The sequence below is a fragment of the Tepidibacillus fermentans genome (assembly GCF_004342885.1).
Taxonomy (GTDB): domain Bacteria; phylum Bacillota; class Bacilli; order Tepidibacillales; family Tepidibacillaceae; genus Tepidibacillus; species Tepidibacillus fermentans.
In genome coordinates this window covers 22,561-49,076 of record NZ_SMAB01000005.1, presented here as the reverse complement: position 1 = coordinate 49,076, position 26,516 = coordinate 22,561, and the positions used below count along the sequence as shown (strand labels likewise).

24 protein-coding genes and 1 riboswitch are annotated in these 26,516 nt (G+C 38.7%); of the genes, 23 read left to right on the top strand and 1 reads right to left on the bottom strand.

Annotated elements, in window-relative coordinates:
• Nucleotides 1–7: 7 nt before the first annotated feature.
• From EDD72_RS04600 to EDD72_RS04525, 16 genes are all read left to right on the top strand, one after another.
• A complete protein-coding gene (locus tag EDD72_RS04600) occupies nt 8–1,648 on the top strand; it encodes a flagellar hook-associated protein 2 (protein WP_243643776.1) in 1,641 nt (546 codons plus the stop codon).
• Nucleotides 1,649–1,666: 18 nt separating this feature from the next.
• Nucleotides 1,667–2,065, top strand: a complete 399-nt coding sequence (gene fliS, locus EDD72_RS04595) for a flagellar export chaperone FliS (RefSeq protein ID WP_132767713.1) — start codon at nt 1,667–1,669, stop codon at nt 2,063–2,065.
• 2 nt (nt 2,066–2,067) lie between these two features.
• Entirely contained in the window at nt 2,068–2,424 is a 357-nt protein-coding gene (gene fliT, locus EDD72_RS04590; protein ID WP_132767711.1) for a flagellar protein FliT, read from the top strand.
• Between the two features lie 24 nt (nt 2,425–2,448).
• Entirely contained in the window at nt 2,449–2,889 is a 441-nt protein-coding gene (locus EDD72_RS04585; protein WP_132767709.1) for a DUF8042 domain-containing protein, read from the top strand.
• Between the two features lie 409 nt (nt 2,890–3,298).
• Nucleotides 3,299–4,102, top strand: coding sequence for a basic amino acid ABC transporter substrate-binding protein (locus EDD72_RS04580; protein ID WP_243643775.1), 804 nt, complete (start codon nt 3,299–3,301; stop codon nt 4,100–4,102).
• A 185-nt stretch (nt 4,103–4,287) separates the two neighbouring features.
• On the top strand, nt 4,288–5,076 hold the full coding sequence (locus EDD72_RS04575; RefSeq protein WP_132767707.1) for a basic amino acid ABC transporter substrate-binding protein: 789 nt from the start codon (nt 4,288–4,290) through the stop codon (nt 5,074–5,076).
• Between the two features lie 98 nt (nt 5,077–5,174).
• Nucleotides 5,175–5,834 carry an amino acid ABC transporter permease gene (locus tag EDD72_RS04570; protein WP_418367617.1) on the top strand — a complete coding sequence of 220 codons (660 nt, stop codon included), beginning with the start codon at nt 5,175–5,177 and terminating at the stop codon, nt 5,832–5,834.
• Entirely contained in the window at nt 5,827–6,549 is a 723-nt protein-coding gene (locus EDD72_RS04565) for an amino acid ABC transporter ATP-binding protein (RefSeq protein WP_132767703.1), read from the top strand. Before EDD72_RS04570 ends, EDD72_RS04565 begins: the two co-directional genes overlap by 8 nt.
• A 120-nt stretch (nt 6,550–6,669) precedes the next feature.
• Nucleotides 6,670–7,218, top strand: coding sequence for a ribosome hibernation-promoting factor, HPF/YfiA family (hpf, locus tag EDD72_RS04560; RefSeq protein ID WP_132767701.1), 549 nt, complete (start codon nt 6,670–6,672; stop codon nt 7,216–7,218).
• 228 nt (nt 7,219–7,446) lie between these two features.
• A complete protein-coding gene (locus EDD72_RS04555; protein ID WP_132767699.1) occupies nt 7,447–7,698 on the top strand; it encodes a hypothetical protein in 252 nt (83 codons plus the stop codon).
• Nucleotides 7,699–7,857: 159 nt separating this feature from the next.
• Nucleotides 7,858–10,371, top strand: a complete 2,514-nt coding sequence (gene secA2 / locus EDD72_RS04550; protein WP_132767696.1) for an accessory Sec system translocase SecA2 — start codon at nt 7,858–7,860, stop codon at nt 10,369–10,371.
• Between the two features lie 81 nt (nt 10,372–10,452).
• A riboswitch (SAM riboswitch) is annotated at nt 10,453–10,568 on the top strand.
• A 71-nt stretch (nt 10,569–10,639) separates the two neighbouring features.
• Nucleotides 10,640–11,929, top strand: coding sequence for a homocysteine synthase (locus EDD72_RS04545; RefSeq protein WP_132767694.1), 1,290 nt, complete (start codon nt 10,640–10,642; stop codon nt 11,927–11,929).
• 357 nt (nt 11,930–12,286) lie between these two features.
• Nucleotides 12,287–13,412 (top strand): peptide chain release factor 2 gene (gene prfB, locus EDD72_RS04540; protein WP_132767692.1). Its coding sequence is split into 2 segments (ribosomal slippage): nt 12,287–12,361 and nt 12,363–13,412, totalling 1,125 coding nucleotides; the frame shifts between segments, so codons are not numbered across the junction.
• A gap of 31 nt (nt 13,413–13,443) precedes the next feature.
• The gene (locus EDD72_RS04535; RefSeq protein WP_207893641.1) at nt 13,444–14,316 is read left to right on the top strand and encodes a YitT family protein; all 873 of its coding nucleotides are present in this window, start codon (nt 13,444–13,446) and stop codon (nt 14,314–14,316) included.
• A 56-nt stretch (nt 14,317–14,372) separates the two neighbouring features.
• On the top strand, nt 14,373–15,212 hold the full coding sequence (locus EDD72_RS04530; RefSeq protein WP_132767688.1) for a transketolase: 840 nt from the start codon (nt 14,373–14,375) through the stop codon (nt 15,210–15,212).
• Nucleotides 15,205–16,137: a transketolase family protein gene (locus EDD72_RS04525; RefSeq protein WP_132767686.1), complete on the top strand. Its 933-nt coding sequence runs from the start codon at nt 15,205–15,207 to the stop codon at nt 16,135–16,137. The genes EDD72_RS04530 and EDD72_RS04525 overlap by 8 nt, the downstream gene beginning before the upstream one ends.
• Nucleotides 16,138–16,267: 130 nt before the next feature.
• Here EDD72_RS04525 and EDD72_RS04520 read toward each other — a convergent pair whose 3' ends face one another.
• Nucleotides 16,268–16,984: an urease accessory protein UreH domain-containing protein gene (locus EDD72_RS04520; protein ID WP_132767684.1), complete on the bottom strand. Its 717-nt coding sequence runs from the start codon at nt 16,982–16,984 to the stop codon at nt 16,268–16,270.
• Between the two features lie 245 nt (nt 16,985–17,229).
• On the opposite strand from EDD72_RS04520, the gene argC reads away from it, so the two are divergent.
• From argC to argF, 7 genes are read left to right on the top strand one after another with little or no spacing between them, the layout of a single operon-like run.
• Nucleotides 17,230–18,288, top strand: a complete 1,059-nt coding sequence (argC, locus tag EDD72_RS04515; RefSeq protein WP_132767682.1) for an N-acetyl-gamma-glutamyl-phosphate reductase — start codon at nt 17,230–17,232, stop codon at nt 18,286–18,288.
• 13 nt (nt 18,289–18,301) lie between these two features.
• Nucleotides 18,302–19,534: a bifunctional ornithine acetyltransferase/N-acetylglutamate synthase gene (gene argJ, locus EDD72_RS04510; RefSeq protein WP_424565528.1), complete on the top strand. Its 1,233-nt coding sequence runs from the start codon at nt 18,302–18,304 to the stop codon at nt 19,532–19,534.
• Entirely contained in the window at nt 19,497–20,345 is an 849-nt protein-coding gene (gene argB, locus EDD72_RS04505) for an acetylglutamate kinase (protein ID WP_132767680.1), read from the top strand. The genes argJ and argB overlap by 38 nt, the downstream gene beginning before the upstream one ends.
• Nucleotides 20,342–21,529, top strand: coding sequence for an acetylornithine transaminase (locus tag EDD72_RS04500; RefSeq protein WP_132767678.1), 1,188 nt, complete (start codon nt 20,342–20,344; stop codon nt 21,527–21,529). The genes argB and EDD72_RS04500 overlap by 4 nt, the downstream gene beginning before the upstream one ends.
• 42 nt (nt 21,530–21,571) lie before the next feature.
• A complete protein-coding gene (locus EDD72_RS04495; RefSeq protein WP_132767676.1) occupies nt 21,572–22,687 on the top strand; it encodes a carbamoyl phosphate synthase small subunit in 1,116 nt (371 codons plus the stop codon).
• A complete protein-coding gene (gene carB / locus EDD72_RS04490; RefSeq protein ID WP_132767674.1) occupies nt 22,680–25,583 on the top strand; it encodes a carbamoyl-phosphate synthase (glutamine-hydrolyzing) large subunit in 2,904 nt (967 codons plus the stop codon). The genes EDD72_RS04495 and carB overlap by 8 nt, the downstream gene beginning before the upstream one ends.
• Complete coding sequence (gene argF / locus EDD72_RS04485) at nt 25,570–26,502, top strand: ornithine carbamoyltransferase (protein ID WP_132767671.1); 933 nt, start codon at nt 25,570–25,572, stop codon at nt 26,500–26,502. Before carB ends, argF begins: the two co-directional genes overlap by 14 nt.
• Nucleotides 26,503–26,516: the final 14 nt, after the last annotated feature.

The following is a 26,516-nucleotide window of genomic DNA, read 5'->3' as shown; positions in this document are numbered from 1 at the left end:
GATTGAGATGAGTTTGCGTATTGGCGGTTTAGCCTCGGGAATGGATATTGATAGTCTTGTAGCGAAACTAATGACCGCAGAAAGAATTCCTTTAGACAAGTTAACGCAGAAAAAACAGATCTTAGAATGGCAACGTGACGATTATCGGTCAATGAATACCCTTTTATATGATTTAAAGAATTTTATCGGGGTTACGCAGACAGACGGAGTAGGAAGAAAAAGTACATTTACGAAAAAGATCGTAACAAGTAGTAATGAGAGCGCAGTGTCTGCTAAGAATATTAACAGTACAGTCGACATTACATCTACAATTGGTGTAAAACAATTAGCTGAAGCTGCTTCAATGTATAGTAAGCAAGATATTCGCCTATCTACGAACTTTGATCCAAATAATAAATTAGACGCAGAAATTAGTGCTGGGAATATTCGATCTTTTACAGATACAACATTCACCATTCAAGTGATACAAGCGGATGGAACTTTGTCACCTGTTACGTCTACAAATACTTTTACAGTGGATACTGCCAATCAAAGTCTAAATGATGTAATTGCGGAAATTAATAAGCGTAATATTGGTGTTAGTGCATTTTACGATTCAATGACAGGTAGGGTCTCTCTTGTTGCGAATCATACAGGAGATGTAGCGGGTCAACCTGAAATTGTTTTAAGTGGCGATTTCCTTACATCTTCGTTACAACTAGATGCAGACAACGTACAGGCAGCAAATAACACTGTGGGCAACCTTGGAAAGAATGCTGTGTTTGTCATTAATGGAATGGAAACCTATAGAAATTCAAATACCTTTCAAATCAATGGATATGAATACACGTTAAAGCAGGTAACAGATAGTAACGGAGACGGTATTATCTCTTCAAATGAAACTGTAACGATTTCCTCAAAAACAGATACGGATGCTATTTTTGATTCGATAAAAAAATTTGTCGATAAATATAACGAAACGATTGATAAGATCAACTCCAAGATCTCAGAAAAGCGTTACCGGGATTATCCGCCGTTAACTGATGCCCAGAAGAACGAAATGAAGGATAAAGAGATCGAACTATGGGAAGAAAAGGCGAAGAGCGGGTTATTGTATAACGACAATATTCTTTCTAGTGGCCTAAATCAAATGCGTCTTCAAATCTATGATTCGGTCGATGGTTTGACCTCTACGTTTTATGATTCTGCAAAAAATGCAGATATTACGATTAATCAACTTGCAAACATTGGCATTACGACATCTTCCAACTATCTGGATAAAGGAAAGTTAGTGATTGATGAAGCAAAGTTAAAAGAAGCGATTTCGCAAAATCCGATGGCCATTTATGAACTCTTTAATAAAGAAGTGAAAAATGCAGATGGCAGTCTGAACTTTAAGCAAAGCGGTATCGTGACACGTCTTGAAGAAGTAATTGGCCAAACGATAAAAAATATCGAGGTAAAAGCTGGAAAAAGTTATTATACCAACAATCAATATACATTAGGACGGCTTTTAGACCAAGTAAACTCAGATATCACCGATTTTGAAGAAAGATTAAAACAGATCGAAGATCGATATTGGCGTCAATTCACGGCAATGGAACAAGCGATCAACCAATCGAATCAACAAAGTATGTATCTGATGCAACAATTTGGCATGGGACAATAAGGAAAGGGGAGTACTTTTGTGTCCATCAATCATCCATATCAAACCTATCAACAGAATTCGGTCACCACAGCTTCTCCTGGTGAGCTTACGTTGATGCTATATAATGGCTGTCTAAAATTTATCAAACAGGCCAAACAAGCGATTCAGGAAAAGAAAATCGAGGAAAAGAATACAAACTTAATCAAAGCCCAAAACATCATTCGCGAATTAATGGCCACATTAAACATGGATTATGAAGTCGCCAAGCACATGATGCAAATGTACGACTATATGTTGCGTCGGCTGATGGAAGCTAACATTAAGAGTGACATAGAGATCTTAAATGAAATCGAAGGGTATGTCATTGATTTTCGTGATACATGGAAAGAAGTCATCCAGATTAATCGCAGAATGCAATATGGCCAAGGTGGGGCATAATCGTGAATCTTGTTGAACAAATCTATCAAATTACGATTCAACTCTATCAACATTTGCAAAAAGAACCAAATAAAGACAAACGAGAGGAATACATTGCGCAAATACAGAATTACCTCGATCAACGCGAAAAATTAATCGATGAATTAAAAGGAAAAACAGAGTATACTGATGAGGAGAAAGAATTAGGGAAAAAGATCGTTGGCTATAACCAAGCAATCGATTTGCTACTCGAACGAATTTATCGTTCTATCGAGGCTGATGTTCGCCAAACGAAAGAACGAAAAAAACTTCACCAAACGTACAATAATCCTTATCAAGGATTATCTGTGGATGGAATGTTTTTTGATAAGCGGAAATAGCAAGGAATAATGGGGGAGAAGGCCATGGGACACCATCATCATCACGATGACGATCACGAACATTATTATGATGATACCAAATTACATGATAACCAGTTTATTTTTTTACGCCATTATCTTCATATGTTGCAAACCTGTGAAGAAGGGGTTCATTATTTAACAAAAAGGATTCAGCACGAACATACGTTAGATTTACCGATGCTTCAAGATTGTTTAGATGTTTTTCAGACGCTAGAAGATGCTAATTTCTTATCTTCAAGTTTAATGAAAAAAGTAGATTATTCTACTTATGAACTGATTAAGTCATTTGATCAGTATAAGACCCAAATTGAACAAGTAAAACAATCGATTGAAAATGAAGAGGTTGATCGCGTGGTTGAAATCCTCGTTGGTCATTTATTCCCTGCTTATTTAGAATGGTCGATGGAAGTTCAAAAACGTCTCTTTCCACGGATTCAACAATAGAATAAGGTTGCATATTTAGGGCTGACTCACAAGAGTCAGCCACTTTTTTAAGTATAAGAATTTGCGACTAAGCTCCCTTACCCCTAATAAGCTTGGCTTGTATGCTTCTATAAGCATGACTTTTTTTGTATATCTATTTATTCACAGAAAATTAACCTGATTTTAATATTTCACAAATAGAACAGGCATTCTTGTGAACAATGTGCACAAAAAAATGTGGATAATGTGCATAACCCTGTGAATAACGAGAATAACAGTATTTACTTTTGTGTATAACCCTGTTGAAAAGTTTATAAATCTGTGGATAATTTTTTTCTTTTGTATTTTCAATGAAAAATAGGTTGATTATTTATTCGCTTGTATGTATAATCATTCATAAGCATAAGGAATGATTAAGGGAGGATCGTCGATGAAAAGTAAAGGATTAAAAGTTGTATTATTGATGTTCTTATTTGTAGTTGGGAGTTTAGGACTTATTGGTTGTTCTTCAGAACAAACAGGAACAAAATCACAAGAAGGTCAAAAAGCTGCAGAAGAAAAAACCTACGTTGTTGTGACAAATGCAGAATTTCCTCCATTTGAATCCACCTTACCATCTGGTGAGATCGTTGGATTTGATATTGATTTAATCAATGCGATTGCCAAAGCTGAGAATATGAAAATCAAAATCCAACATCAAGGTTGGGAAGCGATGTTAAAAGCTGTAGAGACGGGGACAGCAGATATTGGTGCATCGGGAATTACCATTCGTGATGATCGTAAAGAAAAGTATGACTTTACTTCTCCATATTTTGAAGCGACCCAATTGATCTTAGTTCCTCAAGAATCGAATATCAAATCGGCAAATGACTTAAAAGGGAAAAATATTGGTTTCCAAAGTGGAACTACAGGAGAAACAGCCGCTCAAAATATTTTTGGTAAAGACTATAAAGGGTTAAAAGGATATCCTGACTTGCCAACGGCGGTGAATGACCTATTTACCGGTCGAATTGCTGCGGTCATTGGCGATAATGCCGTAGTGGCTGAATTTGTGAAAAAGAATCCTGATAAAAAGTTACAATTAATTAAGGATGATGCTTTTGAAAAAGAATATTACGGCTTTATCGTTAAAAAGGGGAACAAAGAACTTCTTGATAAGCTGGAAAGTGGATTAAAGAAAATAAAAGAAGATGGTACTTATCAGAAGATATATAATCAATATTTTGCAAATTAAATGATTGTAAAGAAGAACAATAGATAGATAAAGTGTGCGAAAAAATTAGCACACTTTTTTTTATAAAAAAATAATTGATTTTTATTCTTGAGCACGTATAATAATACACGTGTGTATAAAAAAGGATAAAATATGATGAAATGGTCAGCATACAAGGATTCTAAGATACTAAGGAGGCACATTTTGTGAAAAAAGTAAAATTAGCAATATTTGTGTTGCTATTGATCATTGGTTCATTATCATTATTCGGTTGTGGTGCAAGCGACAAAGGGGAAGATAACTCCAATACTGGTGGAGAAAAGACGTATAAAGTAGTAACCGATGCTACTTTTCCCCCATTTGAATCAACACTACCATCAGGAGAAATCGTCGGTTTTGATATTGATTTGATCAAAGCGATCGCTGAAGTTCAAGGATTTAAAGTAGATATCCAACATGTTGGCTGGCAGCCCATGTTAAATGCGATTGATAATGGCAAAGGTGACATTGCCATTGCTGGAATTACCATTGATGAAGAGCGAAAGCAAAAGTATGACTTTACAGAGCCGTACTTTGATGCGACACAATATATTTTAGTTCCTGAGAATTCCAATGTAAAATCCCTTGATGATCTACAAGGACAAAACATCGGTTTTCAAAGTGGAACAACAGGAGAAAAAGCTGTTCAAAAAATCTTTGGCAAAGACTATAAAGGGGCTAAAGGATACGAAGATTTGCCAGCAGCGGTTAACGACTTATTAACAGGACGAATTGTCGCGATCGTCGGCGATAATGCCGTTGTTGGTGAGTTCGTGAAGAAGTACCCAGACAAAAAGTTAAAAGTGGTCAAAGATGACCGTTTTGAAGTTGAACATTATGGGATTATGGTCAAAAAAGGAAATACGGAATTACTCAAACAGCTAAATGAAGGTTTAAAGAAAATCAAGGAGAATGGGAAATATCAAGAAATTAAAAATAAATATTTTGCTGAGTAAAAAACAAAACTGAAAATAAATGAGTGCGTGGACAACTCTGCGCACTTTTTTCCCGTATAGGAAAGTATAAAGGATCGTTTAAGAAAGAAGGGATGAAAATGGCTGAGTGGAATGCCGTTTTAGAATATAAAATCTGGTTTATCCGAGGCGTTGGCTATACCATCCTCCTTACCTCGGTAGGAGTGTTTTTTGGTACCATTATTGGCTTGTTTTTGGGGTTGGGTCAATTATCTCAACAGCGGATATTCCGTATATTAAGTCGGGCTTATGTGGATCTTTTTCGCGGGACACCTTTATTTGTTCAGATTTTAATTGTTCATTTTGCCGTGATGCCTGCTATTTTTGGCGATGAGGCTCCATCGGCCATCTTTTCTGGATTTGTCGCTTTATCTTTAAACTCAGGTGCCTATGTGGCAGAGATCTTCCGTGCAGGGATTCAATCGATTGATAAAGGGCAAATGGAAGCGGCTCGTTCTTTGGGAATGACTTATCGTCAAGCGATGAGATATATTATTTTGCCTCAGGCATTTAAACGAATGTTACCACCTTTAGGAAATGAGTTTATTGCTTTATTAAAAGATTCGTCATTGCTCGCTGTCATTGCGACACCTGAATTAACTTATGCGGGACAAATGACGGCAAAAAATACCTTTACCTCTTTTGGTCCTTATTTAACAGTGGCAGCACTCTATTTAATCTTGACGTTAATCTTGTCTAAAGGGGTAAGAGGGTTAGAAAGGAAATTTTCCAATGATTAAGGTAGAAGGTTTGTATAAACAATATGGTGATTTAGAAGTTTTAAAAGGAATCGATATTGAAATTCAGCCAAAAGAAGTAGTTTGCATCATTGGTCCAAGCGGTTCTGGGAAAAGTACCTTTTTACGCTGTTTAAATAAATTAGAAGATTTTCAAGCAGGAAAGGTAATTGTAAGGGGAGAAGATTTATCTGACCCTAAAATCGATGTAAACAAAGTAAGAACCCATGTGGGAATGGTTTTTCAACATTTTAATCTTTTCCCGCATATGACGGTTCTAGAGAATATCACAATTGCCCCCATTAAAGTGTTAGGAATGGAAAAAAGTAAAGCTGAAGAAATTGCCAAGAAATATTTAGGGAAAGTTGGATTATTAGATAAGGCAAATGCCTATCCTGATCAACTCTCTGGTGGACAAAAACAGAGGGTAGCGATCGCCAGAGCTTTAGCAATGGAACCGGATGTGATGCTCTTTGATGAACCTACTTCTGCTTTGGATCCGGAGATGGTTGGTGAGGTATTGGAAGTGATGAAACAGTTAGCCAAAGAAGGCATGACTATGGTTGTGGTCACTCATGAGATGGGCTTTGCAAGAGAAGTGGCTGATCGGGTCGTATTTATGGATCAAGGGCAAATTATAGAGGAAGGGAAACCAGAAGAAATCTTTTCTCAACCAAGACACGCACGGACACAATCCTTTCTTAGTAAAGTATTGTGAATTCTTATATCAATTGACGGTTCACGTATGTTTTTACCATTGGTAGAATATACCGAATGATATGTGTTATAATGAAAATAGGAAATTGGACAATCTTTACATTTGAAAGGAGCGGTGACCATGAATTTCATCGTTCGTGGGGACAACATTGAAGTGACTGAGGCATTAAGAGAGTATGTGGAGAAGAAAGTGGGTCGCATCGAGAAGTATTTCGATACTCCTCTTACAGCACCTGTTTATGTAACAATGAAGGTGGTTCGCGATCTTCATAGTGTTGAGGTAACCGTTCAACTACCAGGAGTTGTCCTGCGTGGAGAAGAACAAAACGAAGATATGTATGCTGCAATTGACCTCGTGGTGGAAAAATTAGAAAGACAGATCCGTAAACATAAAACAAAAATTAACCGAAAATTCAGGGAACAAGGAAGTCTAAAAACCCTTTTTAAAGAGGATCCTGTTGGTACAAAGGCTAATGAAGAGGAAGAAGAATTCCAAATCGTCAAAATCAAACGTTTTAATCTTAAACCAATGGATGTAGAAGAAGCCATTTTGCAAATGAATATGTTGGGCCATTCCTTCTTCGTATTCTCCAATGCGGAAACCGAAGAAACCAATATTGTATATAAACGTAAAGATGGCCGTTATGGTTTAATTGAGCCAGAATTTTAATGGTAATCTGTCCAGTTTATTTTGACATATAGTGTCGATTGGAAAACGCTCGCGAAAGTCGCAGCTTATAGAAACATACAAGCCTAGCTTATTAGGTTTGTATATTCCATAAGCAGCGACTTTTGGGAGTGTATTTTTTTTGTTTGTGCATATAAAGTATATAATCATAGAATGGACCAGCACCACTAGGCTTTTGCCTACATAGGATATGTCAGGAGGTGAAGAAAAATGGCATTTCTAAAATTTCTCCTTTATGTTGTCATTTTTTTCGCCATTTCAACGATAACGCAAATGGTTTATAGTGGATTGAAAAAGTCTTATTCCTTTGAGTCAGATTGGATCGCTCCTCTGTTCAGTGTGATTACAATTATGTTCTGGATGATCATCCCCTCCCATTGGTTCGTTCTCCTCCTGTTTGCGATAACATTAGGTATTACTGCCCAAGATAAAGGAAAAAACACAAAGCGGAAATTATTTTAATCTTTTGCTGCCAAGCTGGCAGTTTTTTTTGGAACGGAATTGGTGACATAAACGTTAAATAAATAAAGAAATAAAAAGGATCAATGAGATTTTTTGCTCCAACTGTCAAAGAGTGATAAAATAAAAATTAGACTTTTTCCTGTGAGAGGAGTTGTACTTGTGTTCGGATTACTAAAAAAAGTGATCGGTGACATGAATGAGCGTGAAATTAAACGTTTAAATAAAACAGTGGAAAAAATCAATCAACTTGAACCTCAAATCAAAGCTTTAAGCGATGAACAATTACGAGAAAAAACAGCTGAATTTAAAGAACGGTTGCAAAAAGGGGAAACGTTTGATGACCTCTTACCTGAAGCCTTTGCCGTTGTGCGTGAAGCTTCTCAACGTGTCTTAGGATTACGTCACTTTGATGTTCAGTTAATTGGTGGTATGGTCCTTCATGAAGGACGTATTGCGGAGATGAAAACAGGAGAGGGGAAAACACTTGTTGCAACCTTACCTGCTTATTTAAACGCTTTATCTGGTCAAGGGGTGCATATTGTTACTGTCAACGATTATTTAGCGCAACGTGACCGGAATACCATGGGTAAAATTTATGAATTTCTTGGGTTGACCGTTGGTTTAAATATCCACGGAGTTTCTGCTGAAGAAAAGCAAGCTGCTTATCAAGCCGATATTACCTATGGGACGAATAACGAGTTTGGTTTTGATTATCTACGAGATAACATGGTCTTATATAAAGAACAAATGGTACAAAGACCTTTGAATTTTGCCATTATTGACGAGGTGGACAGTATACTCATTGATGAGGCTAGAACTCCATTGATTATTTCGGGTACAGCTTCTAAGTCGACCGATTTATACTATGCAGCAGCACATTTTGTCAAACGTTTGGTTGCAAATGAAGATTATACGTTAGATGAAAAAACCAATACGGTAAATCTGACAGAATCTGGTGTGGATAAGGCAGAGAAAGCATTTGGCATCGATAACCTTTACGATACCAATCATATGACCCTAAATCATCATATTACTCAAGCCTTAAAGGCGGCTGTCTTAATGAAACGAGATCGTGATTATGTTGTACAAGATGGTGAAGTGATCATTGTTGACGAATTTACAGGCCGTTTAATGTATGGTCGCCGTTATAGTGATGGTCTACATCAAAGTATTGAAGCGAAAGAAGGACTTCAAGTACAAAATGAAAGTATGACCTTAGCAACCATCACCTTACAAAATTATTTTCGTATGTATAAAAAATTGGCAGGTATGACGGGTACTGCAAAAACAGAAGAAGAGGAATTTAAACGAATTTATGGTTTGGATGTTGTGGTGATCCCAACGAATAAACCAATGATCCGTATCGATTTACCTGATGTCGTTTATAAAACGGAACGAGCAAAATTTAAAGCGGTTATTGACGAAATTGTCCACCGATATGAAAAAAAACAACCTGTACTGGTGGGTACCATCTCAATTGAAAAGTCGGAACTTTTATCCGACATGTTAAAACGTAAGGGGATACCACATCATGTATTAAATGCGAAGTACCATGAAAAAGAAGCAGAAATTATTGCAAAAGCTGGCCAAGCAGGTGCAGTAACCATTGCAACCAATATGGCGGGCCGTGGTACGGATATTGTTCTTGGTGAAGGAGTTGCTGAGCTAGGCGGACTTCATATCATCGGTACGGAACGGCATGAGAGTCGAAGGATTGACAACCAATTAAGAGGACGTTCGGGACGTCAAGGAGATCCGGGTTCTAGTCAATTTTTCATCTCACTTGAAGATGATTTAATGAGAAGATTTGGCTCCGATCACATTATGGGAATGATGGATCGCCTAGGAATGGAAGAAGATCAACCGATCGAAAGTAAGATGGTGACAAAGGCAATTGAATCGGCTCAGAAGAAAGTGGAAGGTCATAACTTCGATATTCGTCGTGTCGTACTACAGTATGACGATGTGATGAACCAGCAACGGGAAGTCATCTATAGTCAGCGCAGACAAGTATTAGAAAGTGATAACTTGCGTGATGTCATTATCAACATGATCATGAATTTTGCCGAACGTTTGGTCAATATCCATTGTCCAACCGATCAAGTCCAAGAAGATTGGGATTTGAAGTCTTTATTAGACCATGCCAATGCAACCTTTTTAAATGAAGGAACTCTTTCCGAAAAAGATATATGGGGCAAAGAACCAGAAGAGATTTTGGAGCGTTTCCGTGAGGTTGTGGAACAACAATATCATCGAAGAGAAGAAGAACTTGGTGAGAATATGCGTGAATTTGAAAAAGTCATTCTTCTTCGTGCCGTCGATAGTAAATGGATGGATCATATCGATGCGATGGATCAATTACGGCAAGGGATTCATCTGAGAGCATATGGTCAAACAGATCCATTACGGGAATATCAGATGGAGGGATTTGAAATGTTCCAGGCCATGATCCAAGCCATCGAAGAAGAAGTGGCTACTTATATCATGAAAGCCCAAATCCAGAATCATCTTCAACGTGAGGCTGTTGCTGTGGGTCATGCGGTAGATAATACCAATCCAGAACCAAATTCGAAGAAAAAACCAGTTCGTGCAGCACAGAAAATCGGTCGAAACGATCCATGTCCATGTGGAAGTGGTAAGAAATATAAACACTGTCATGGAGCAGCACATTAGCAGCACATTCATCGATTGACAAGATTTCAGGGTCAAACTATAATGAATTCAAATTCCTTTAAAATTTCATATTGGTTATGCCTCTTATCCAGAGCGGCGGAGGGACTGGCCCAATGAAGCCCGGCAACCGACGCACAGTCTAACTGTGTTGGCAGGTGCTAATTCCAGCAGAATCTTATGATTCTGAAAGATGAGGGGGGGAAAGGTTATTCACTCCTTCTCATCGAGAGGGAGTTTTTTATTTTCATAAAAAGAGAGGAGAAATAAGATGAGTCAAGAAAAAAGTTATGAATTCGAAACGATTGCTTTACATGGGGGTCAACAACCTGATCCAGTAACAGGTTCAAGAGCAGTACCGATCTATCAAACCACTTCTTATGTATTTAAAGATACAGATCATGCTGCTAACTTATTTGCTTTAAAAGAACCAGGGAATATTTATACTCGAATAATGAACCCCACTCAAGATGTATTTGAAAATCGCGTGGCTCAATTAGAAGGTGGAGTTGGAGCCTTGGCTCTTGCTTCTGGATCTGCAGCCATTACCTATGCAATTCTTAACATTGCTGGTGCTGGGGATGAAATCGTATCCTCAAGTAGTTTGTATGGTGGTACATATAATCTTTTTTCTACCACACTCCCGAAACTAGGAATTACGGTTAAGTTTGTTGATCAAAGTAACACAGAGAATTTTCGACAAGCCATAAGCGAAAAAACGAAAGCAATTTATGCTGAAAGTATCGGAAATCCCAAAATTGATGTGCTAGATATCGAGGCTGTTGCCAACATTGCCCATGAAGCAGGAATTCCTCTTATCGTAGATAATACGTTTGCTACCCCTTATCTTCTTCGTCCATTTGATCATGGAGCTGATATTGTTGTTCATTCTGCGACCAAATTTATCGGTGGTCATGGAACTTCTATTGGCGGTGTAATTGTCGATGGAGGCAAATTTAATTGGGATAATGGTAAATTTCCAGGTTTAACGGAACCAGATCCAAGTTATCATGGGGTGGTATATACCAAAGACTTTGGATCATTAGCATACATTATCAAAGCAAGGGTTCAGTTATTAAGGGATATGGGAGCAGCGATTTCACCTTTTAATGCTTTTTTACTTCTTCAAGGATTAGAAACATTGCATTTACGAATGGAGCGACATAGTGCAAATGCTTTGCAAATTGCACAGTTTTTAGAAAACCATGATTTCGTTACTTGGGTGAATTATCCGGGCCTTCCTTCAAATCAATATTATGATTTAGCACAAAAATACCTACCAAAGGGTCAAGGGGCAATCTTCACCTTTGGCATTAAAGGTGGAGTCGAAGAAGGAAGAAAATTTATTAACAACTTAAAACTATTCTCCCATTTAGCCAATGTTGGAGATGCCAAATCATTAGTCATTCATCCAGCAAGTACAACCCACCAACAATTATCTCTTGAAGAGCAACTTAGTGCTGGTGTTACTCCTGAAATGATTCGTTTATCCATCGGAATTGAAAATGTAAATGATCTGATTGCCGATCTAGATCAAGCCTTACAAGCAAGTCAAAAGTGAAAATAAAAAAAATAAAAAAGTGTAAAAAGGTTGCAAAAGCAACCTTTTTTTCTTAATTATTGTGGAAGAAGAAGCGGAATAAACGGCGTAAACATGGGAAATTAGGAGAGATTAATTTCTTAATCAAAGACAAGTTAATCAAATTAGCGGCTTAGGATAACCGAAAGTCTAAGGAAGAAAAACATCGGAAGCCGTATAAGGGAAACCTCACGTACGGTTGATGAAGGGAAACTGAAATGAGTAAAGAAGCTTATGGTCGCTATGAAAGTTTCAGTTTTCTGCTCAACTTCTAATCCTTGGAGTAATGGGTAAACTATGGTATGATGAAATTTGAGATTTATTTAAAGAGGTGAAGCTATGATATCGCAGGGAGAACTAAAGAATGAACTAGAAAAGATGGCCAAACGATTGGCAGAGATTAGGGGGTCTCTTTGACATAGAAAGTAAAAAGAGCCGAATCGCTGAGTTAGAACAAAAAATGGCTCAACCTGATTTTTGGAATGATAATGATGCGGCGCAAAAAGTGATTAACGAAGTGAATCGTTTGAAAGAACAAGTGGAGCAAATCACTAATCTTGAGCAAGAATATGAAGATTTGCAGGTTATGTTAGAATTAGCGTTGGAAGAGAATGACGAATCGATTCTCCATGAAGTAGCAAAAGGAGTGAAAGCATTAAGCAAGAATTTTGCTGACTATGAGTTGCAATTGCTTTTAAATGGCCCTTATGATAAAAATAACGCGATTCTAGAGATTCACCCTGGGGCAGGGGGGACGGAATCCCAAGACTGGGCCTCGATGTTACTTCGCATGTATACGAGATGGGCGGAATCGCATGGATATAAAGTGGAAGTATTAGATTATTTAGCTGGCGATGAAGCAGGGATCAAAAGCGTCACTTTGTTGATCAAAGGTCACAACGCGTATGGTTATTTGGCAGCAGAAAAAGGAGTACATCGCTTAGTTCGAATCTCTCCTTTTGATGCTTCAGGCAGAAGACATACTTCTTTTTCTTCAGTTGAAGTGATGCCGGAATTAGATGATGATGTCGATATCGAAATTCGACCAGAAGACTTAAAAATTGATACGTATCGTTCAAGTGGTGCAGGTGGCCAACACGTGAATACGACTGATTCGGCAGTTCGGATCACACATATCCCTACGAATATTGTGGTTACTTGTCAAACGGAGCGCTCGCAGATCAAGAATAGAGAGCGAGCGATGAAGATTTTGAAAGCTAGATTGTATGAAAAACAACGAGAAGAACAAGAAAAAGAATTGGCTGAAATACGTGGAGACCAAAAGGAAATTGGCTGGGGAAGTCAAATTCGTTCTTATGTCTTCCACCCTTACTCGATGGTAAAAGATCATCGAACCAATACTGAGGTGGGAAATGTCAATGCTGTAATGGATGGGGAGATTGACATTTTCATTGATTCCTATCTAAGGAGTAAAATCTCGAATCAAAGTGAAACAACCAATTAGAAGATGAAACCCTGCTCAATGGAGAATGATTATGAAGCAACAACGTGAAATGAAGTTAAATCCATCTCAGAAAGGGTATCAATATATTCAAGAATATAGTTATTTGATTTTAGGGTCATTGATTGTCGCCCTAGCATTTAATTTATTTCTTAATCCGAATGGAATCGCCCCAGGGGGTGTAAGTGGATTAAGTACGATCATTGAACGTCAATTTGGCATTGAGCCAGCGATTACACAATGGTCACTCAACATTCCACTTTTCATTGCTGGATTATTCTTACTTGGGAAAAAATTCGGAGCAAAAACTGCATTCGGTTCCATCATCCTCCCTTTCTTTGTTTTAATTACCAAAAATCTAAAGCCGATCACGCATTTTCCCTTATTAGCCGCTGTTTATGGCGGTGTAGTACTTGGAATCGGCTTAGGTTTTGTTTTTCGAGGAAAAGCTTCAACAGGGGGAACTGATCTTGCAGCACAAATTTTACATAAGTATACAGGTATCAGTTTAGGTTTTGCTGTTTTACTGATGGACGGTTTGGTCGTTTTTACATCTGGAATAGTTTTTGGTCCTGAAAATGCACTTTATGCATTGATTTCGTTATTTTTAACCAGTAAGACGATTGATTTTGTCCAAATCGGGTTAGCGTATTCGAAGCTGGCCTTTATTATTTCAGAACAACAAGAGCAAATTGGACAAGTAATTCTCCACGATTTAGACCGGGGGGCCACTATTCTTAACGGAAAAGGAGCTTATACAGGAAACAGAAGAGATGTTTTGATGGTTGTTTTTGACCAAAGGGAAACAACGCGATTAAAGGAGTTAATTAAATCCGTTGATTCAAATGCTTTTGTCATTGTCACAGATACTCATGAGGTGTTAGGTGAGGGTTTTCGTGCACATTGATGTACGATTTGCCAAATCACATAGAAAATCTATATTCTTGTTATGGAGGGAAGAATATGCCTTTAGATGAACAAACACATTCTTCATTAAAGAAAATTGCCAATACCATTCGTCAAGATATTGTAAAAATGGTAGCTGAGGCCAATTCGGGACATCCTGGTGGTTCTTTATCTGCCGCAGACATCGTTACATATTTATACTTTCATGAGATGAAGATTGATCCTCAGAATCCCCAGGATCCAGATCGTGACCGCTTTGTTTTAAGCAAAGGACATGCAAGTCCTGTTCTTTACGCTGCTCTAGCAGAAAAGGGATTTTTTCCAAAAGAAGAGCTAATGACTTTCCGTAAGATTAATTCTCGTCTTCAAGGACACCCAAGTCGTAAATCTCTACCAGGAGTAGAACAAAGTACGGGTTCATTAGGACAAGGATTATCTTCAGCCAATGGTATGGCACTTGCCGGAAAATTAGATCAGAGAGATTATCGCGTTTATGTCATGATTGGTGATGGCGAAATCCAAGAGGGAATGATTTGGGAAGCAGCCATGGCAGCTGCTCATTACAAATTGGACAATCTCACTGCAATCCTTGACTATAACCATCTGCAGATTGATGGCTCGGTTGAAGATATACTAAACCCAGCACCTGTGGATGAGAAGTTCCACGCATTTGGTTGGCATGTGATTGAAATTGATGGCCATGATATGAATCAAATCCATGATGCCATCCAAGAAGCAAAACAAATCAAAGGAAAACCAACCTTGATTATTGCCAATACTGTAAAAGGAAAAGGGGTTTCCTTTATGGAAAATCAAGTCGGATGGCATGGAACAGCACCTAATAAGGAACAATTACAACAAGCTTTAGAAGAATTGGGAGGGAAGCAAAATGACTAAAATTGCAACCCGTGATGCTTATGGGAAAGCATTAGTAGAAATTGCTGAAAAATATCCAAATATCGTTGTCTTAGATGCAGATCTCGCTAAGTCAACGAAAACGATCGATTTTGCGAAAAAATATCCGGAGCGTTTCTTTGATATGGGGATCGCTGAAGCCAATATGATTGGAACTGCTGCAGGTCTTGCAACAACAGGAAAGATTCCGTTTGTGAGTACCTTTGCTTTATTTGGAACCTTACGTGTAGGGGATATGATTCGTAACTCGATCTGCTATCCGAAGTTAAATGTGAAAATCGCTGTGACTCACTCCGGACTTACTCTCGGAGAGGATGGAGCTTCCCACCAAGCTGTAGAAGATATTGCGATGATGAGAGCGATACCGAATATGACGGTTATTGTTCCAGCAGATGCGGAAGAGACAAGGCAAGTAATCCATGCAGCTGCCGAGTACGATGGTCCAATGTATATTCGCTTAGGTCGTCCAGCCGTTCCAGTGATTTTTGATGAGAATTACAAATTTGAGATTGGTAAAGGAACCGTTGTAAAAGAGGGTTCTGATGTAACCATCATTGCGATGGGTGTGATGGTAAGCCCAGCAATTGAAGCGGCAAAACAATTAGAACAAGAAGGAATTTCTGCTCGTATCATCAATATGTCTTCTGTGAAGCCGATTGATCAGGAGATGATTATTAAGGCTGCTAAAGAAACGAAGGGAATCGTCACCGCTGAAGAACATAATATTTATGGTGGATTAGGTAGTGCCGTAGCTGAAGTGGTTACTGAACACGCACCAACGATTGTTCGACGTGTAGGTGTTGAGGATACGTTTGGAGAATCTGGTAAACCTGATGAATTACTTGAGAAGTATGGTTTAACGAAAGAACATATTATTGAGGAAGTTTATAAAATTATGAAAGCTTAGGGTAAATAGAATTTTGTATATGATAAGGGTAGCTTTTCTTCGAGCTACCTTTTTTTATGGGGCTTGTATGTTCTAACGGAGCGCGTTGGAATATACAAACCTCTTCTCGTTAGAACATATAAGCCTATTTTCATTGTACCCACAGCTTAAACAAACCCTCGGTAATTCCTAAATTATACATATAATAAATTCCAAATATCATACTTATTGCCCCTGCAAAAATCGTTAAGGATTGATTCATCTGAACATGTTTTGCACTCAAAACAAAAGGAATACCGATCAGGGTTGTAAAGGTTAACATACTAAGTGTTGTGCCAATCCCGAAAACGAGAATATAAATGGCTCCTTCAAAAGGATTATGTACGGTTGACATCGTCAAAATTATCATGGCTGCACTGCCTGCTAGACCATGAATAAACCCAATCAATAAAGATTTTAAATAGGAAATCTTCTTCTCATCTTTTGGATGGACATGAGAATGATGACGGTCATGAAAATGGTTATGAACAACCCCATCATGTTCATGCTGATGAACATGGATCTTATTCTTCTTGTAGCTAAGAATTGTTGAGACTCCAAGAACGACAAGCATAACTCCAACCAAAAATTCTAAGGACATGGCCCATGTTTCTGGAATTTCCCCTTTAATCCAAATGAAAGAGATCCCGACAATAAAAATCGTTGCCGTGTGTCCTATCCCCCAGAAAACGCCTGCCAATGTGGAGCGCCAAAGACTTTTACTTTGACTGGCAATTGTTGAGACAGCGATGATATGGTCAGGCTCAATGGCGTGTTTCATTCCGAGGACAAAGCCCAATATCAAAATTTGCAAAAATCCATGATCCATGATTGTTCCTCCCCTATTTAGGTGCATCAAACCTACTCTTTTCTTATTTCATTATAAGTGCAAACGATTTGTTATAGAAGAATCAACTTCGCAAATGAAAATTAGGACTTCAATCGCTTTCTCATAAAAAAAGTACAAACTATGTATAAAAAAACAATTGAATTTATAAATATCCAATTGTATAATGATTCAAAGAAATTAATAATTATGTGACAAGGAAAAAGTTTCTTATGGGAGAGGAATGGATGGTGTTAAATGTCGTAATCGTAGGGGCGAGTGGTTATAGTGGTGTTGAATTGATTCGAATTTTGCTTCAGCATCCAAACGTAACAATTCGTCACTTGTTTATCCATACGCAAGAACAAGAAAAATTAGATGAGCTTTATCCCCATTTTCGTTCTTTCATCAATATCCCAATCCGGAGTGTTTCCCAACTTGCTGATGAAAAAATAGCCGAATTAAAAGAAACGAGCGAACTGGTTTTTCTGGCAACACCTTCAGGAGTGAGTAAAGATCTTGCTCCAAAATTTCTCAATGCGGGATTTAAAGTAATCGACTTATCAGGGGATTTTCGTTTAAAAGATCCGGTGTTATATGAAGAATGGTATAAAAAGGATGCCGCAGAACCTCGTTTTTTAGAACGGTCGGTTTATGGGTTGTCTGAGGTCTTCCCCAATCAAATTAAAGAGGGCTGCTTTATCGCGAACCCTGGTTGTTATGCAACGAGTATTTTATTAGCCTTAGCCCCTTTCTATCGAAGGCAAATTCCTATTCGTTCAGTAATCATCGATGCTAAATCAGGTGTATCAGGCGCTGGGCGAGGGCTTTCCCGCAATACTCATTTCTCGGAAGTGAATGATAATTTTAAAGTCTATAAAGTGGGAAAACACCAACATATCCCGGAAATTGAACAAGTTCTTACGAAACTTAGTGGAAAAAAAGAAACGGTGCAAATGATGACTCACCTCTTACCAATAACACGGGGAATTTTATCGACGATTTATTTAGATCTAGAAGACCGTATGACGGATGAAATTGTAGCCCAGTTATATCGAGAGGATTATCAGAATCAGCCATTTATTCGAATTCGTCCACAAGGGGAGTATCCCGAAACCAAGCAAGTTTATGGCTCTAATTTTTGTGATATTGGCTATTATGTGGACCAGCGTACTGGTAGAGTAATTCTCTTTTCAGCAATTGATAATCTGATGAAGGGTGCGGCTGGTCAGGCTGTTCAAAATTTAAATTTAATGATGGGTTGGGATCAAACCTTGGGACTTACCCAAATCCCAATTTATCCATAAGAAGGTGTGAAAGATGATGAACCAAATTGAACAAGAAAAAATCAAGATCATCCCAAATGGGAGTATCTCTTCACCAAAAGGGTTCAAGGCGGGCGGAATTCATTGTGGAATTCGTAAGAAAAAGAAAGACCTAGGCATAATCATTTCCGATGTTCCTGCAGCAAGCGCTGCTGTATATACAATGAATATTTTTCAAGCGGCTCCACTCCAAGTGACCAAGGAATCGTTAGCGGATTCGCCTTATTTGCAAGCTGTGGTTGTGAATAGTGGCAATGCGAATGCTTTTACTGCCGAACAAGGATTATGGGATGCATACGAGATGAGAGATGCAGTAGCCAAAACTTTTAATCTTTCGCCAATGAATGTTGCTGTTTCTTCGACAGGAGTGATTGGTGAACGATTGCCAATTGAACGAATTACTGCAGGAATCGCGAAACTACCTGAATCTCTTTCCAGTGATAATGGTTGGGATTTTGGAGAAGCGATTTTAACGACAGATACATTTGTGAAATCGATCGCCATCGAAATAAGCGTTGAAGGAAAGAAAGTAATCATTGGTGGTACAGCCAAGGGATCGGGAATGATCCATCCAAATATGGCTACGATGTTAGCTTTCATCACAACTGATGCAAATATCCATCCAGATGTGTTACAAAAGCTATTACGAGATGTTACAGACCAGTCATTTAATATGATTACGGTAGATGGCGATACTTCGACCAATGATATGGTGTTAACCATGGCTAACGGTTTAGCAGAGAATACTCCTCTTGATGAATATCATCCCGACTGGGAAGTTTTTTATCAAGGATTTACCTATGTAGCAAAACAACTGGCCAAATGGATTGCAAAAGATGGGGAGGGGGCAACCAAACTGGTCTCTGTAGAGGTTCATGGTGCCACTTCACCAATGATGGCCAAGGCCATTGCAAAAAAAATCGTCGGCAGTAATTTAGTCAAAACAGCGATATATGGTGCAGATGGAAACTGGGGACGAATTATTATGGCGATTGGAAATAGTGGTTATCAAGTCGATCCGCAATTGATTGATATTACAATTGGTCCGATCACGGTTCTTAAACACGGGCTAAAAACATTTTATAGTGAAGAAAAAGTTTCTGAGGCGCTAAGCCAAGATGAAGTAAAGATTCATGTCGATCTTCATCTAGGGAATTGTTCTGCTGAAGCTTGGGGGTGTGATTTAACCTATGAATACGTTCGGATCAATGCATCGTATCGCACATAAAGAGACTGTAAAGAACGATAAAAAACTAGTTTTACTAAAAATCGGCGGAAGTGTCTTAAACGAATTAACAGATCGATTCTATCGGGAAATGATTGAGATGATGGATGATGGTTGGTTTCCAGTGATTGTTCATGGTGGAGGTCCTTCGATTACGATGATGCTGGAACAATTGGGAATCCAATCCTCTTTTGTCAATGGATTAAGAGTAACAGATAAAGAAACGTTACAAGTGGTAGAAATGGTGTTAAACGGAAAGGAAAACAAAGAAATCGTTCGGAAGATTCAAGCGGTTGGCGGGAATGCAGTAGGACTAAGTGGAATTGATCATGGGATCATTCAAGCAGAATGTCTTGATCCTTCCCTTGGATATGTAGGGAAAGTAAAGAGTATATCATTCCCTTGGTTATCCATTTTTCAGACACAAAAAATTATTCCGGTGATCAGTCCTCTTGGTATTGATCGGTATGGTCAAGTGTTCAACATCAATGCGGACATGGTAGCACAAGCATTGGCTGTGCATCTACAAGCGAAAAAATTAGTGATGATTTCAGATACCCCAGGAATCTATCAAATGGAAAAAGGGGAGAAGAAAATTATTCATCAGTTGGATCCTCAAGGTGTCGAACGTTTAATTGCAGAAGGTGAGATCTCCAAAGGAATGATCCCCAAAGTACAGGCTGCACTGCATTGCCTTGAGACAGGAATCGAAGAAGTTTATGTAGTTGACGGGCGAATGCAAGGGGTATTATCCAAAGTTCTTGATGGTGATCAAATCGGAACAAGAATTTGCAAAGCCGAGGTGGTTTTATGAATCAACTTTTTCCGACGTATCCAAAGGGATTGATTCATCCTGTAAAAGGTGAGGGGAGTTGGCTTTGGGATGAAAAAGGGCATGCGTATCTGGATTTCACCTCTGGAATTGGCGTCCTGCAGCTGGGTCATGTTCCTCAAGAAGTAAAACAAAAAGTGATGGAACAACTGGAAATGATTTGGCATACTTCCAATCTATTTGAAATCGAACCACAGATCCAATTGGCAAATAAATTAGCAGAAATTAGTGGAATGGATCTTGTTTTTTTTGCCAATAGTGGGGCGGAAGCGAATGAAGCTGCGATAAAATTAGCCCGCAGATACCAGCAATTGGTGAAAAAGAGAAATCGATATCAAATTATCACCTTTAACCAATCTTTTCATGGCAGAACATTAGCCACATTAACTGCTACAGGGCAAGCAAAAGTAAAGGAAGGTTTCGGGCCGTTACCAGAAGGGTTTGTTTCGATCCCCTATGAAGATATCAAACAACTTGAGCAAACGATTTCTGATCATACAGCAGCAATTTTATTGGAAGTGATCCAGGGCGAAGGAGGAATCCATCCTGCTGAACCCGATTGGTTGGCTGAAGTAGAAAAATTAGCAAGAGATCATGATATTTTGCTAATGATTGATGAGGTACAGACAGGAATTGGGAGAACAGGAAAATGGTTTGGTTTTCAACATTACCCGATTCAACCTGATATCATCACAATTGCAAAAGGGCTAGGAAGTGGATTTCCAATTGGTGCAATGGCTGCTAAGGCGGAATTAAGAGAGGGATTCACTTTAGGAAGTCATGGGTCTACATTTGGCGGTAATTTTTTAGTGACAACAGCTGGTTTGGCTACACTTGAAGCGATAGAGAAACACAATTTATTAGAACATGTCAACGTGATGGGAGATTATCTCCGTCATCAACTACAGCGAGAAATAGGAGATTTTCCGCAATTAAAAGAGATTCGTGGAAAAGGCCTGATGATTGGTATAGAATGGGAAATCCCTGTTGCTGACTTGATCCGAATTGCCAAAGATCAAGGATTACTTTTATTAACAGCAGGCCCTAATGTATTACGTTTATTACCTCCTTTAAATGTATCAAAAGAGGAGATTGACCAAGCAATTGATATCTTAAAAAGAAGCATTGATCGATGGTTGGAAAATGAGAAAAAGAGTTCAATTTAAAACAAACAGGATTAGCTTATATTGGATAGGAGGGAGAAGAAGATGAGTAAGGGATATCTTCTTCTAGAAACAGGAGATTGGTTTGAAGGAGATTGGATTGGGCCGAAACAAGATTCTGTAGGTGAAGTCGTATTTCAAACAGGAATGACAGGTTATCAAGAAGTGATCACCGATCCATCTTATGCTGGGCAGATTGTGAATTTTACCTATCCTCTGATTGGTAACTATGGAATCAATGTGGTAGACGATCAAAGTATCCGTCCCTATGTAGCAGGTGTGATTGTTGCTGAATTATGCCATCAACCCAGTCATAGTCAATATCGACAGACGTTTGAACAAGTATTACAACAATTTCAAATCCCAGGGTTAGCTGGTATTGATACCCGAGAATTGACCAAAATCATCCGCAAACATGGTACTCTTTATGGCAAAATTAGTCGAACGTTAGATTTTGAGCAATTCCATCATTGGGTTTTACAAAAGAAGAATGAGGAAAAAGGAATTCAAAAAGGTGAAATCCTGCCAATCGTGGAACGGGTAACAACACCAATTCCTTTATACTATCCAGGGAATGGGATTCATGTGGTGGTTGTCGATTTTGGTAGCAAATTTTCAATTATTGAAGCCTTACGCTCTCTTGATTGTGCGGTTACCGTTGTTCCTTACGATTATCCCATTGAAGAAGTGATGAAATTAGATGCGGACGGAATCTTATTTTCAAATGGACCTGGTGATCCTAAAGAATTAACTCCTTGGTTGAAGGGATATCAACGATTGGCTAGTTCTCATCCTACTTTAGGTATTTGTTTAGGACATCAAATATTAGGATTGGCTTTTGGTGCGGATACGGAAAAATTGCCTTTTGGCCACCGGGGAGTGAATCATCCAGTGATCAATCTAGAAACAGGCCAAATTTGGATTACTTCACAAAACCATGGTTATGTTGTGAATGAAAAATCATTAGAAAAGACCGACTTTGTCGTTACTTATCGGAATGTAAATGACCAATCCGTTGAAGGAATGAAGCATCGTTATCTCCCCATTCAATCGGTACAATTTCATCCAGAAGCCCATCCAGGTCCAATCGAAGCCTTTGAGATTTTTAAAGACTTTGTTGAAACATGTAAGCAAGCAAAAGGAGTAAGACAGTATGCATAAATTTGGGAAACAGATTCAAAAAGTACTTGTCATTGGCTCTGGGCCAATCGTGATTGGTCAGGCCGCAGAGTTTGATTATGCTGGAACTCAGGCTTGTATGGCTTTGCGTGAAGAAGGAAAGCAAATTATCTTAGTGAATAATAATCCTGCTACGATTATGACCGACGAGGAGATAGTGGATGAGGTTTATTTTGAACCGTTAACTGTTGAATCTTTAACTGCAATTATTGCAAAAGAACGCCCTGATGGATTGTTGGCGACATTAGGTGGGCAGACTGGACTCAATCTTGCACTTGAACTAGAAAAAGCAGGAGTGTTAAAGGAGTATCAGGTGGAACTACTAGGTACTTCCATTGAGGCGATTCAAAAAGGGGAGGATCGCGAACTTTTTAAAAAAACGATGGAAGAAATCGGGGAGCCTGTTCCGGAAAGTATCATAACGAACAAGATGGAAGACGCTGTCACATTTGCTGAGAAAATTGGTTTTCCTGTCATTATTCGTCCCGCTTATACCCTTGGTGGAACAGGGGGAGGAGTGGCCGAGAATTTGGAAGAATTAATGGAAATCGCAGCAAGAGGAATGAAGGAGAGCCCCATTGGCCAAATCCAAGTCGATCGAAGTCTGATCGGTTGGAAGGAAATCGAATATGAAGTGATGCGAGATCAAGAGGACAATTGTATTATTGTCTGTAATATGGAGAATATCGATCCAATGGGAATTCATACAGGGGACAGTATCGTTGTCGCCCCATCGCAGACATTAAATGACCGTGAATATCAAATGCTCCGAAGTGCTTCATTGAAAGTGATTAAAGCCTTAGGAGTAGTTGGCGGTTGTAATATTCAATTTGCCCTTCATCCGGATGGGGATCAATATTATGTGATTGAAGTGAATCCACGGGTGAGTCGTTCAAGTGCCTTAGCTTCGAAAGCGACGGGTTACCCGATTGCGAGAATTGCCACCAAACTGGCTCTTGGCTATACCTTACATGAAATCAAGAATCCAATTACACAAAACACATACGCCAGTTTTGAACCTGCCCTAGATTATGTTGTTGTAAAAATTCCAAGATGGCCTTTTGATAAATTTCCTTATATCAATCGTCGGCTGGGTACACAAATGAAGGCTACAGGAGAAGTGATGACGATTGATCGGACGTTTGAAAGAGCATTTTATAAAGCGATACGTGGTTTGGAGATTGGCAAAGATCATTTGCTATTCGATGAACTAAAAGAGCTTTCGAATGAAGAACTAGAAAAAGGGATTAAAATCGCCGATGATCGCAGGATTTTTATGATCGCAGAAGCGATGCGAAGGGGAATCAGCATTCAAACCATTCAACGTTGGTCTCATATCCATCCTTTTTTCTTAACTAAGTTTCAAGGAATGGTTCAACTAGAACAACAAGTATTATCTTGGAAGGAAAAGCAATACCCCCTCGATGAGATTTTGCCAGAAGATTTAGCTGCCGTTAAAACAAAAGGGGTTTCTGACCGTTTTATTGCCAAAACTCTTGGTATCTTCGAAAGTGAAGTAAGGGAGAAATGGAAAGAATTACAGATTACCCCCACCTATAAAGCGGTGGATACTTGTGCAGGAGAGTTTGAAGCGAGAACTCCTTATTTTTACTCCACAAGAAATGGGAAAGATGACGAAGGAAGATTAACAGGGAAGAAAATTGCGGTGATTGGCTCTGGACCGATTCGGATCGGTCAAGGAATCGAGTTTGATTATTGTGCGGTTCATACGGCATTAACCTTACAAGAACAAGGAATTCATTCCATTGTGATCAACAATAATCCAGAGACAGTGAGCACCGATTACCATATGTCGAGCCGTCTTTATTTTGAACCATTAACGGTTGAGGATATCCTTCCGATCCTTGAAAAGGAACAAGTCGATGGCGTCATCTATCAAGTTGGTGGGCAAACGGGGTTAAAAATTGGAAAAGAACTAGATTCATTGGTACCGTTATTAGGAACGCCATTATCGGTTGTCGAGCAAATGGAGGATCGGGAACAATTTAACCAGTTTCTTGTTCAAGCTGGAATTGAGCCGATACCCGGTAAAATCATTTGGAACACGGCAGATTTGGATCAAGCGATTGAACAATTGGGATTTCCTATACTGATTCGCCCTTCTTTTGTCATTGGCGGCCAGTGGATGAGAGTGATTCATACACAAGGAGAATTAAGTCAATATCTTGACCAGTTGCAACATTCACTTCAGGATCAATCTTTCTATCCTTTATTAGTCGATCAATATATTCAGGGAAAAGAAATTGAAGTGGATGCCGTAACGGATGGAGAGGATTGGATCATCCCGGCGATTATGGAACATATTGAACCAGCGGGAATTCATTCAGGAGATAGTACAGCTGTTTTACCACCATTTTCACTTCATTCTATCGAGAAGAAGAAAGTGATTGATACCGTTGAGAAAGTGTTAAAACACGGGAAATTCATTGGTCTGGTTAATATTCAAATGATCCTTACTGAAAATAGAATCTATGTATTAGAGGTGAATCCTCGGGCTTCACGAACGATTCCTGTCATCAGCAAAGTAACAGGGATTCCAATGATTAAGATTGCAACGATGGTTCAATTAGGGAAGAAATTAAAGTCACTTCCATACCCGATTGGTGTACTTGAAGAAACTCCCTATTATACCGTAAAAGCCCCAGTTTTCTCGAATAAAAAATTACCAGGAATTTCTGACCAATTAGGACCAGAGATGAAATCGACTGGGGAGGTCATGGCTTTAGGATGGAGTTTAGATGAAGCATTAGCAAAAGTTAATCCAAATCCGAATAAGAACAATTTAATTCCTTTCACATTAAAAGAATACAGGACAAAAATGTTCCAAAAAGGTGGAATTCAAAATGGGATTATCTAAGGACTTTTTAACTTTGGCCGATTTTACATCTGAAGAAATTAAACATTTTATATTTTTAGGATTAGAGCTAAAAGAAAAGCAAAAAAAAGGAATCATCTATCAACCTTTGAAGGGAAAAACCTTAGGAATGATCTTTGAAAAATCTTCCACTCGCACAAGAGTTTCGTTTGAGGTAGGAATGATCCAGCTAGGGGGACATGCTTTATTTCTTAGCCAACGAGATATTCAGATTGGACGTGGGGAGACGATTGCAGATACGGCTCGAGTGCTTTCTCGGTATGTTGATGGAATTATGATGAGAACAGATGACCAGCAAAAACTGGTTGAGATGGCACGTTATTCGACCATTCCGATTATTAATGGTTTATCTGATTTGTATCATCCCACGCAAGCGATTGCTGATTTTATGACCGTTTATGAATATAAAGGAAAATTACAGGGTTTAAAATTGGCGTATCTTGGTGATGGGAACAATGTAGCTCATTCGTTATTGATTGGTGGAGCCAAATTAGGAATGAGTATTGCGATTGCCTCTCCAAGTGGCTATGAACCGAAAAAAGAAATCGTCGAGCTAGCTGAAGAAGAAGCAATGAAAACTGGAAGTAAAATCCTGATTACCAACGATCCTAAGGAAGCGATTGAGGATGCTGATGTGGTCTATACGGATGTTTGGGCAAGTATGGGGCAAGAAGAGGAAAAAGAACTTCGAAAAAAAATTTTTGCACCTTATCAGGTGAACCAAGCATTGGTAATTCGAGCAAAGGAAGATTATATTTTTATGCATTGTTTGCCTGCATACCGAGAATTAGAGGTAACAGAAGAAATACTAGAAGGGAAACATTCGGTTGTTTTTGATGAAGCGGAAAACCGGCTTCATGCACACAAAGCGATTTTAGTTGCCCTAATGGGAAATAAGTAAACAATTTAGATTTT

What these genes read in the sequence shown, in the direction of transcription:
- EDD72_RS04600 (WP_243643776.1), top strand. Translation starts at nt 8, where the DNA reads ATGAGTTTGCGTATTGGCGGTTTAGCCTCGGGAATGGATATTGATAGT.
- EDD72_RS04585 (WP_132767709.1), top strand. Translation starts at nt 2,449, where the DNA reads ATGGGACACCATCATCATCACGATGACGATCACGAACATTATTATGAT.
- EDD72_RS04580 (WP_243643775.1), top strand. Translation starts at nt 3,299, where the DNA reads ATGAAAAGTAAAGGATTAAAAGTTGTATTATTGATGTTCTTATTTGTA.
- EDD72_RS04570 (WP_418367617.1), top strand. Translation starts at nt 5,175, where the DNA reads ATGGCTGAGTGGAATGCCGTTTTAGAATATAAAATCTGGTTTATCCGA.
- EDD72_RS04565 (WP_132767703.1), top strand. Translation starts at nt 5,827, where the DNA reads ATGATTAAGGTAGAAGGTTTGTATAAACAATATGGTGATTTAGAAGTT.
- hpf (WP_132767701.1), top strand. Translation starts at nt 6,670, where the DNA reads ATGAATTTCATCGTTCGTGGGGACAACATTGAAGTGACTGAGGCATTA.
- EDD72_RS04555 (WP_132767699.1), top strand. Translation starts at nt 7,447, where the DNA reads ATGGCATTTCTAAAATTTCTCCTTTATGTTGTCATTTTTTTCGCCATT.
- EDD72_RS04545 (WP_132767694.1), top strand. Translation starts at nt 10,640, where the DNA reads ATGAGTCAAGAAAAAAGTTATGAATTCGAAACGATTGCTTTACATGGG.
- EDD72_RS04535 (WP_207893641.1), top strand. Translation starts at nt 13,444, where the DNA reads ATGAAGCAACAACGTGAAATGAAGTTAAATCCATCTCAGAAAGGGTAT.
- EDD72_RS04530 (WP_132767688.1), top strand. Translation starts at nt 14,373, where the DNA reads ATGCCTTTAGATGAACAAACACATTCTTCATTAAAGAAAATTGCCAAT.
- EDD72_RS04525 (WP_132767686.1), top strand. Translation starts at nt 15,205, where the DNA reads ATGACTAAAATTGCAACCCGTGATGCTTATGGGAAAGCATTAGTAGAA.
- EDD72_RS04520 (WP_132767684.1), bottom strand. Translation starts at nt 16,984, where the DNA reads ATGGATCATGGATTTTTGCAAATTTTGATATTGGGCTTTGTCCTCGGA.
- argC (WP_132767682.1), top strand. Translation starts at nt 17,230, where the DNA reads ATGGTGTTAAATGTCGTAATCGTAGGGGCGAGTGGTTATAGTGGTGTT.
- argJ (WP_424565528.1), top strand. Translation starts at nt 18,302, where the DNA reads ATGATGAACCAAATTGAACAAGAAAAAATCAAGATCATCCCAAATGGG.
- argB (WP_132767680.1), top strand. Translation starts at nt 19,497, where the DNA reads ATGAATACGTTCGGATCAATGCATCGTATCGCACATAAAGAGACTGTA.
- EDD72_RS04500 (WP_132767678.1), top strand. Translation starts at nt 20,342, where the DNA reads ATGAATCAACTTTTTCCGACGTATCCAAAGGGATTGATTCATCCTGTA.
- EDD72_RS04495 (WP_132767676.1), top strand. Translation starts at nt 21,572, where the DNA reads ATGAGTAAGGGATATCTTCTTCTAGAAACAGGAGATTGGTTTGAAGGA.
- carB (WP_132767674.1), top strand. Translation starts at nt 22,680, where the DNA reads ATGCATAAATTTGGGAAACAGATTCAAAAAGTACTTGTCATTGGCTCT.
- argF (WP_132767671.1), top strand. Translation starts at nt 25,570, where the DNA reads ATGGGATTATCTAAGGACTTTTTAACTTTGGCCGATTTTACATCTGAA.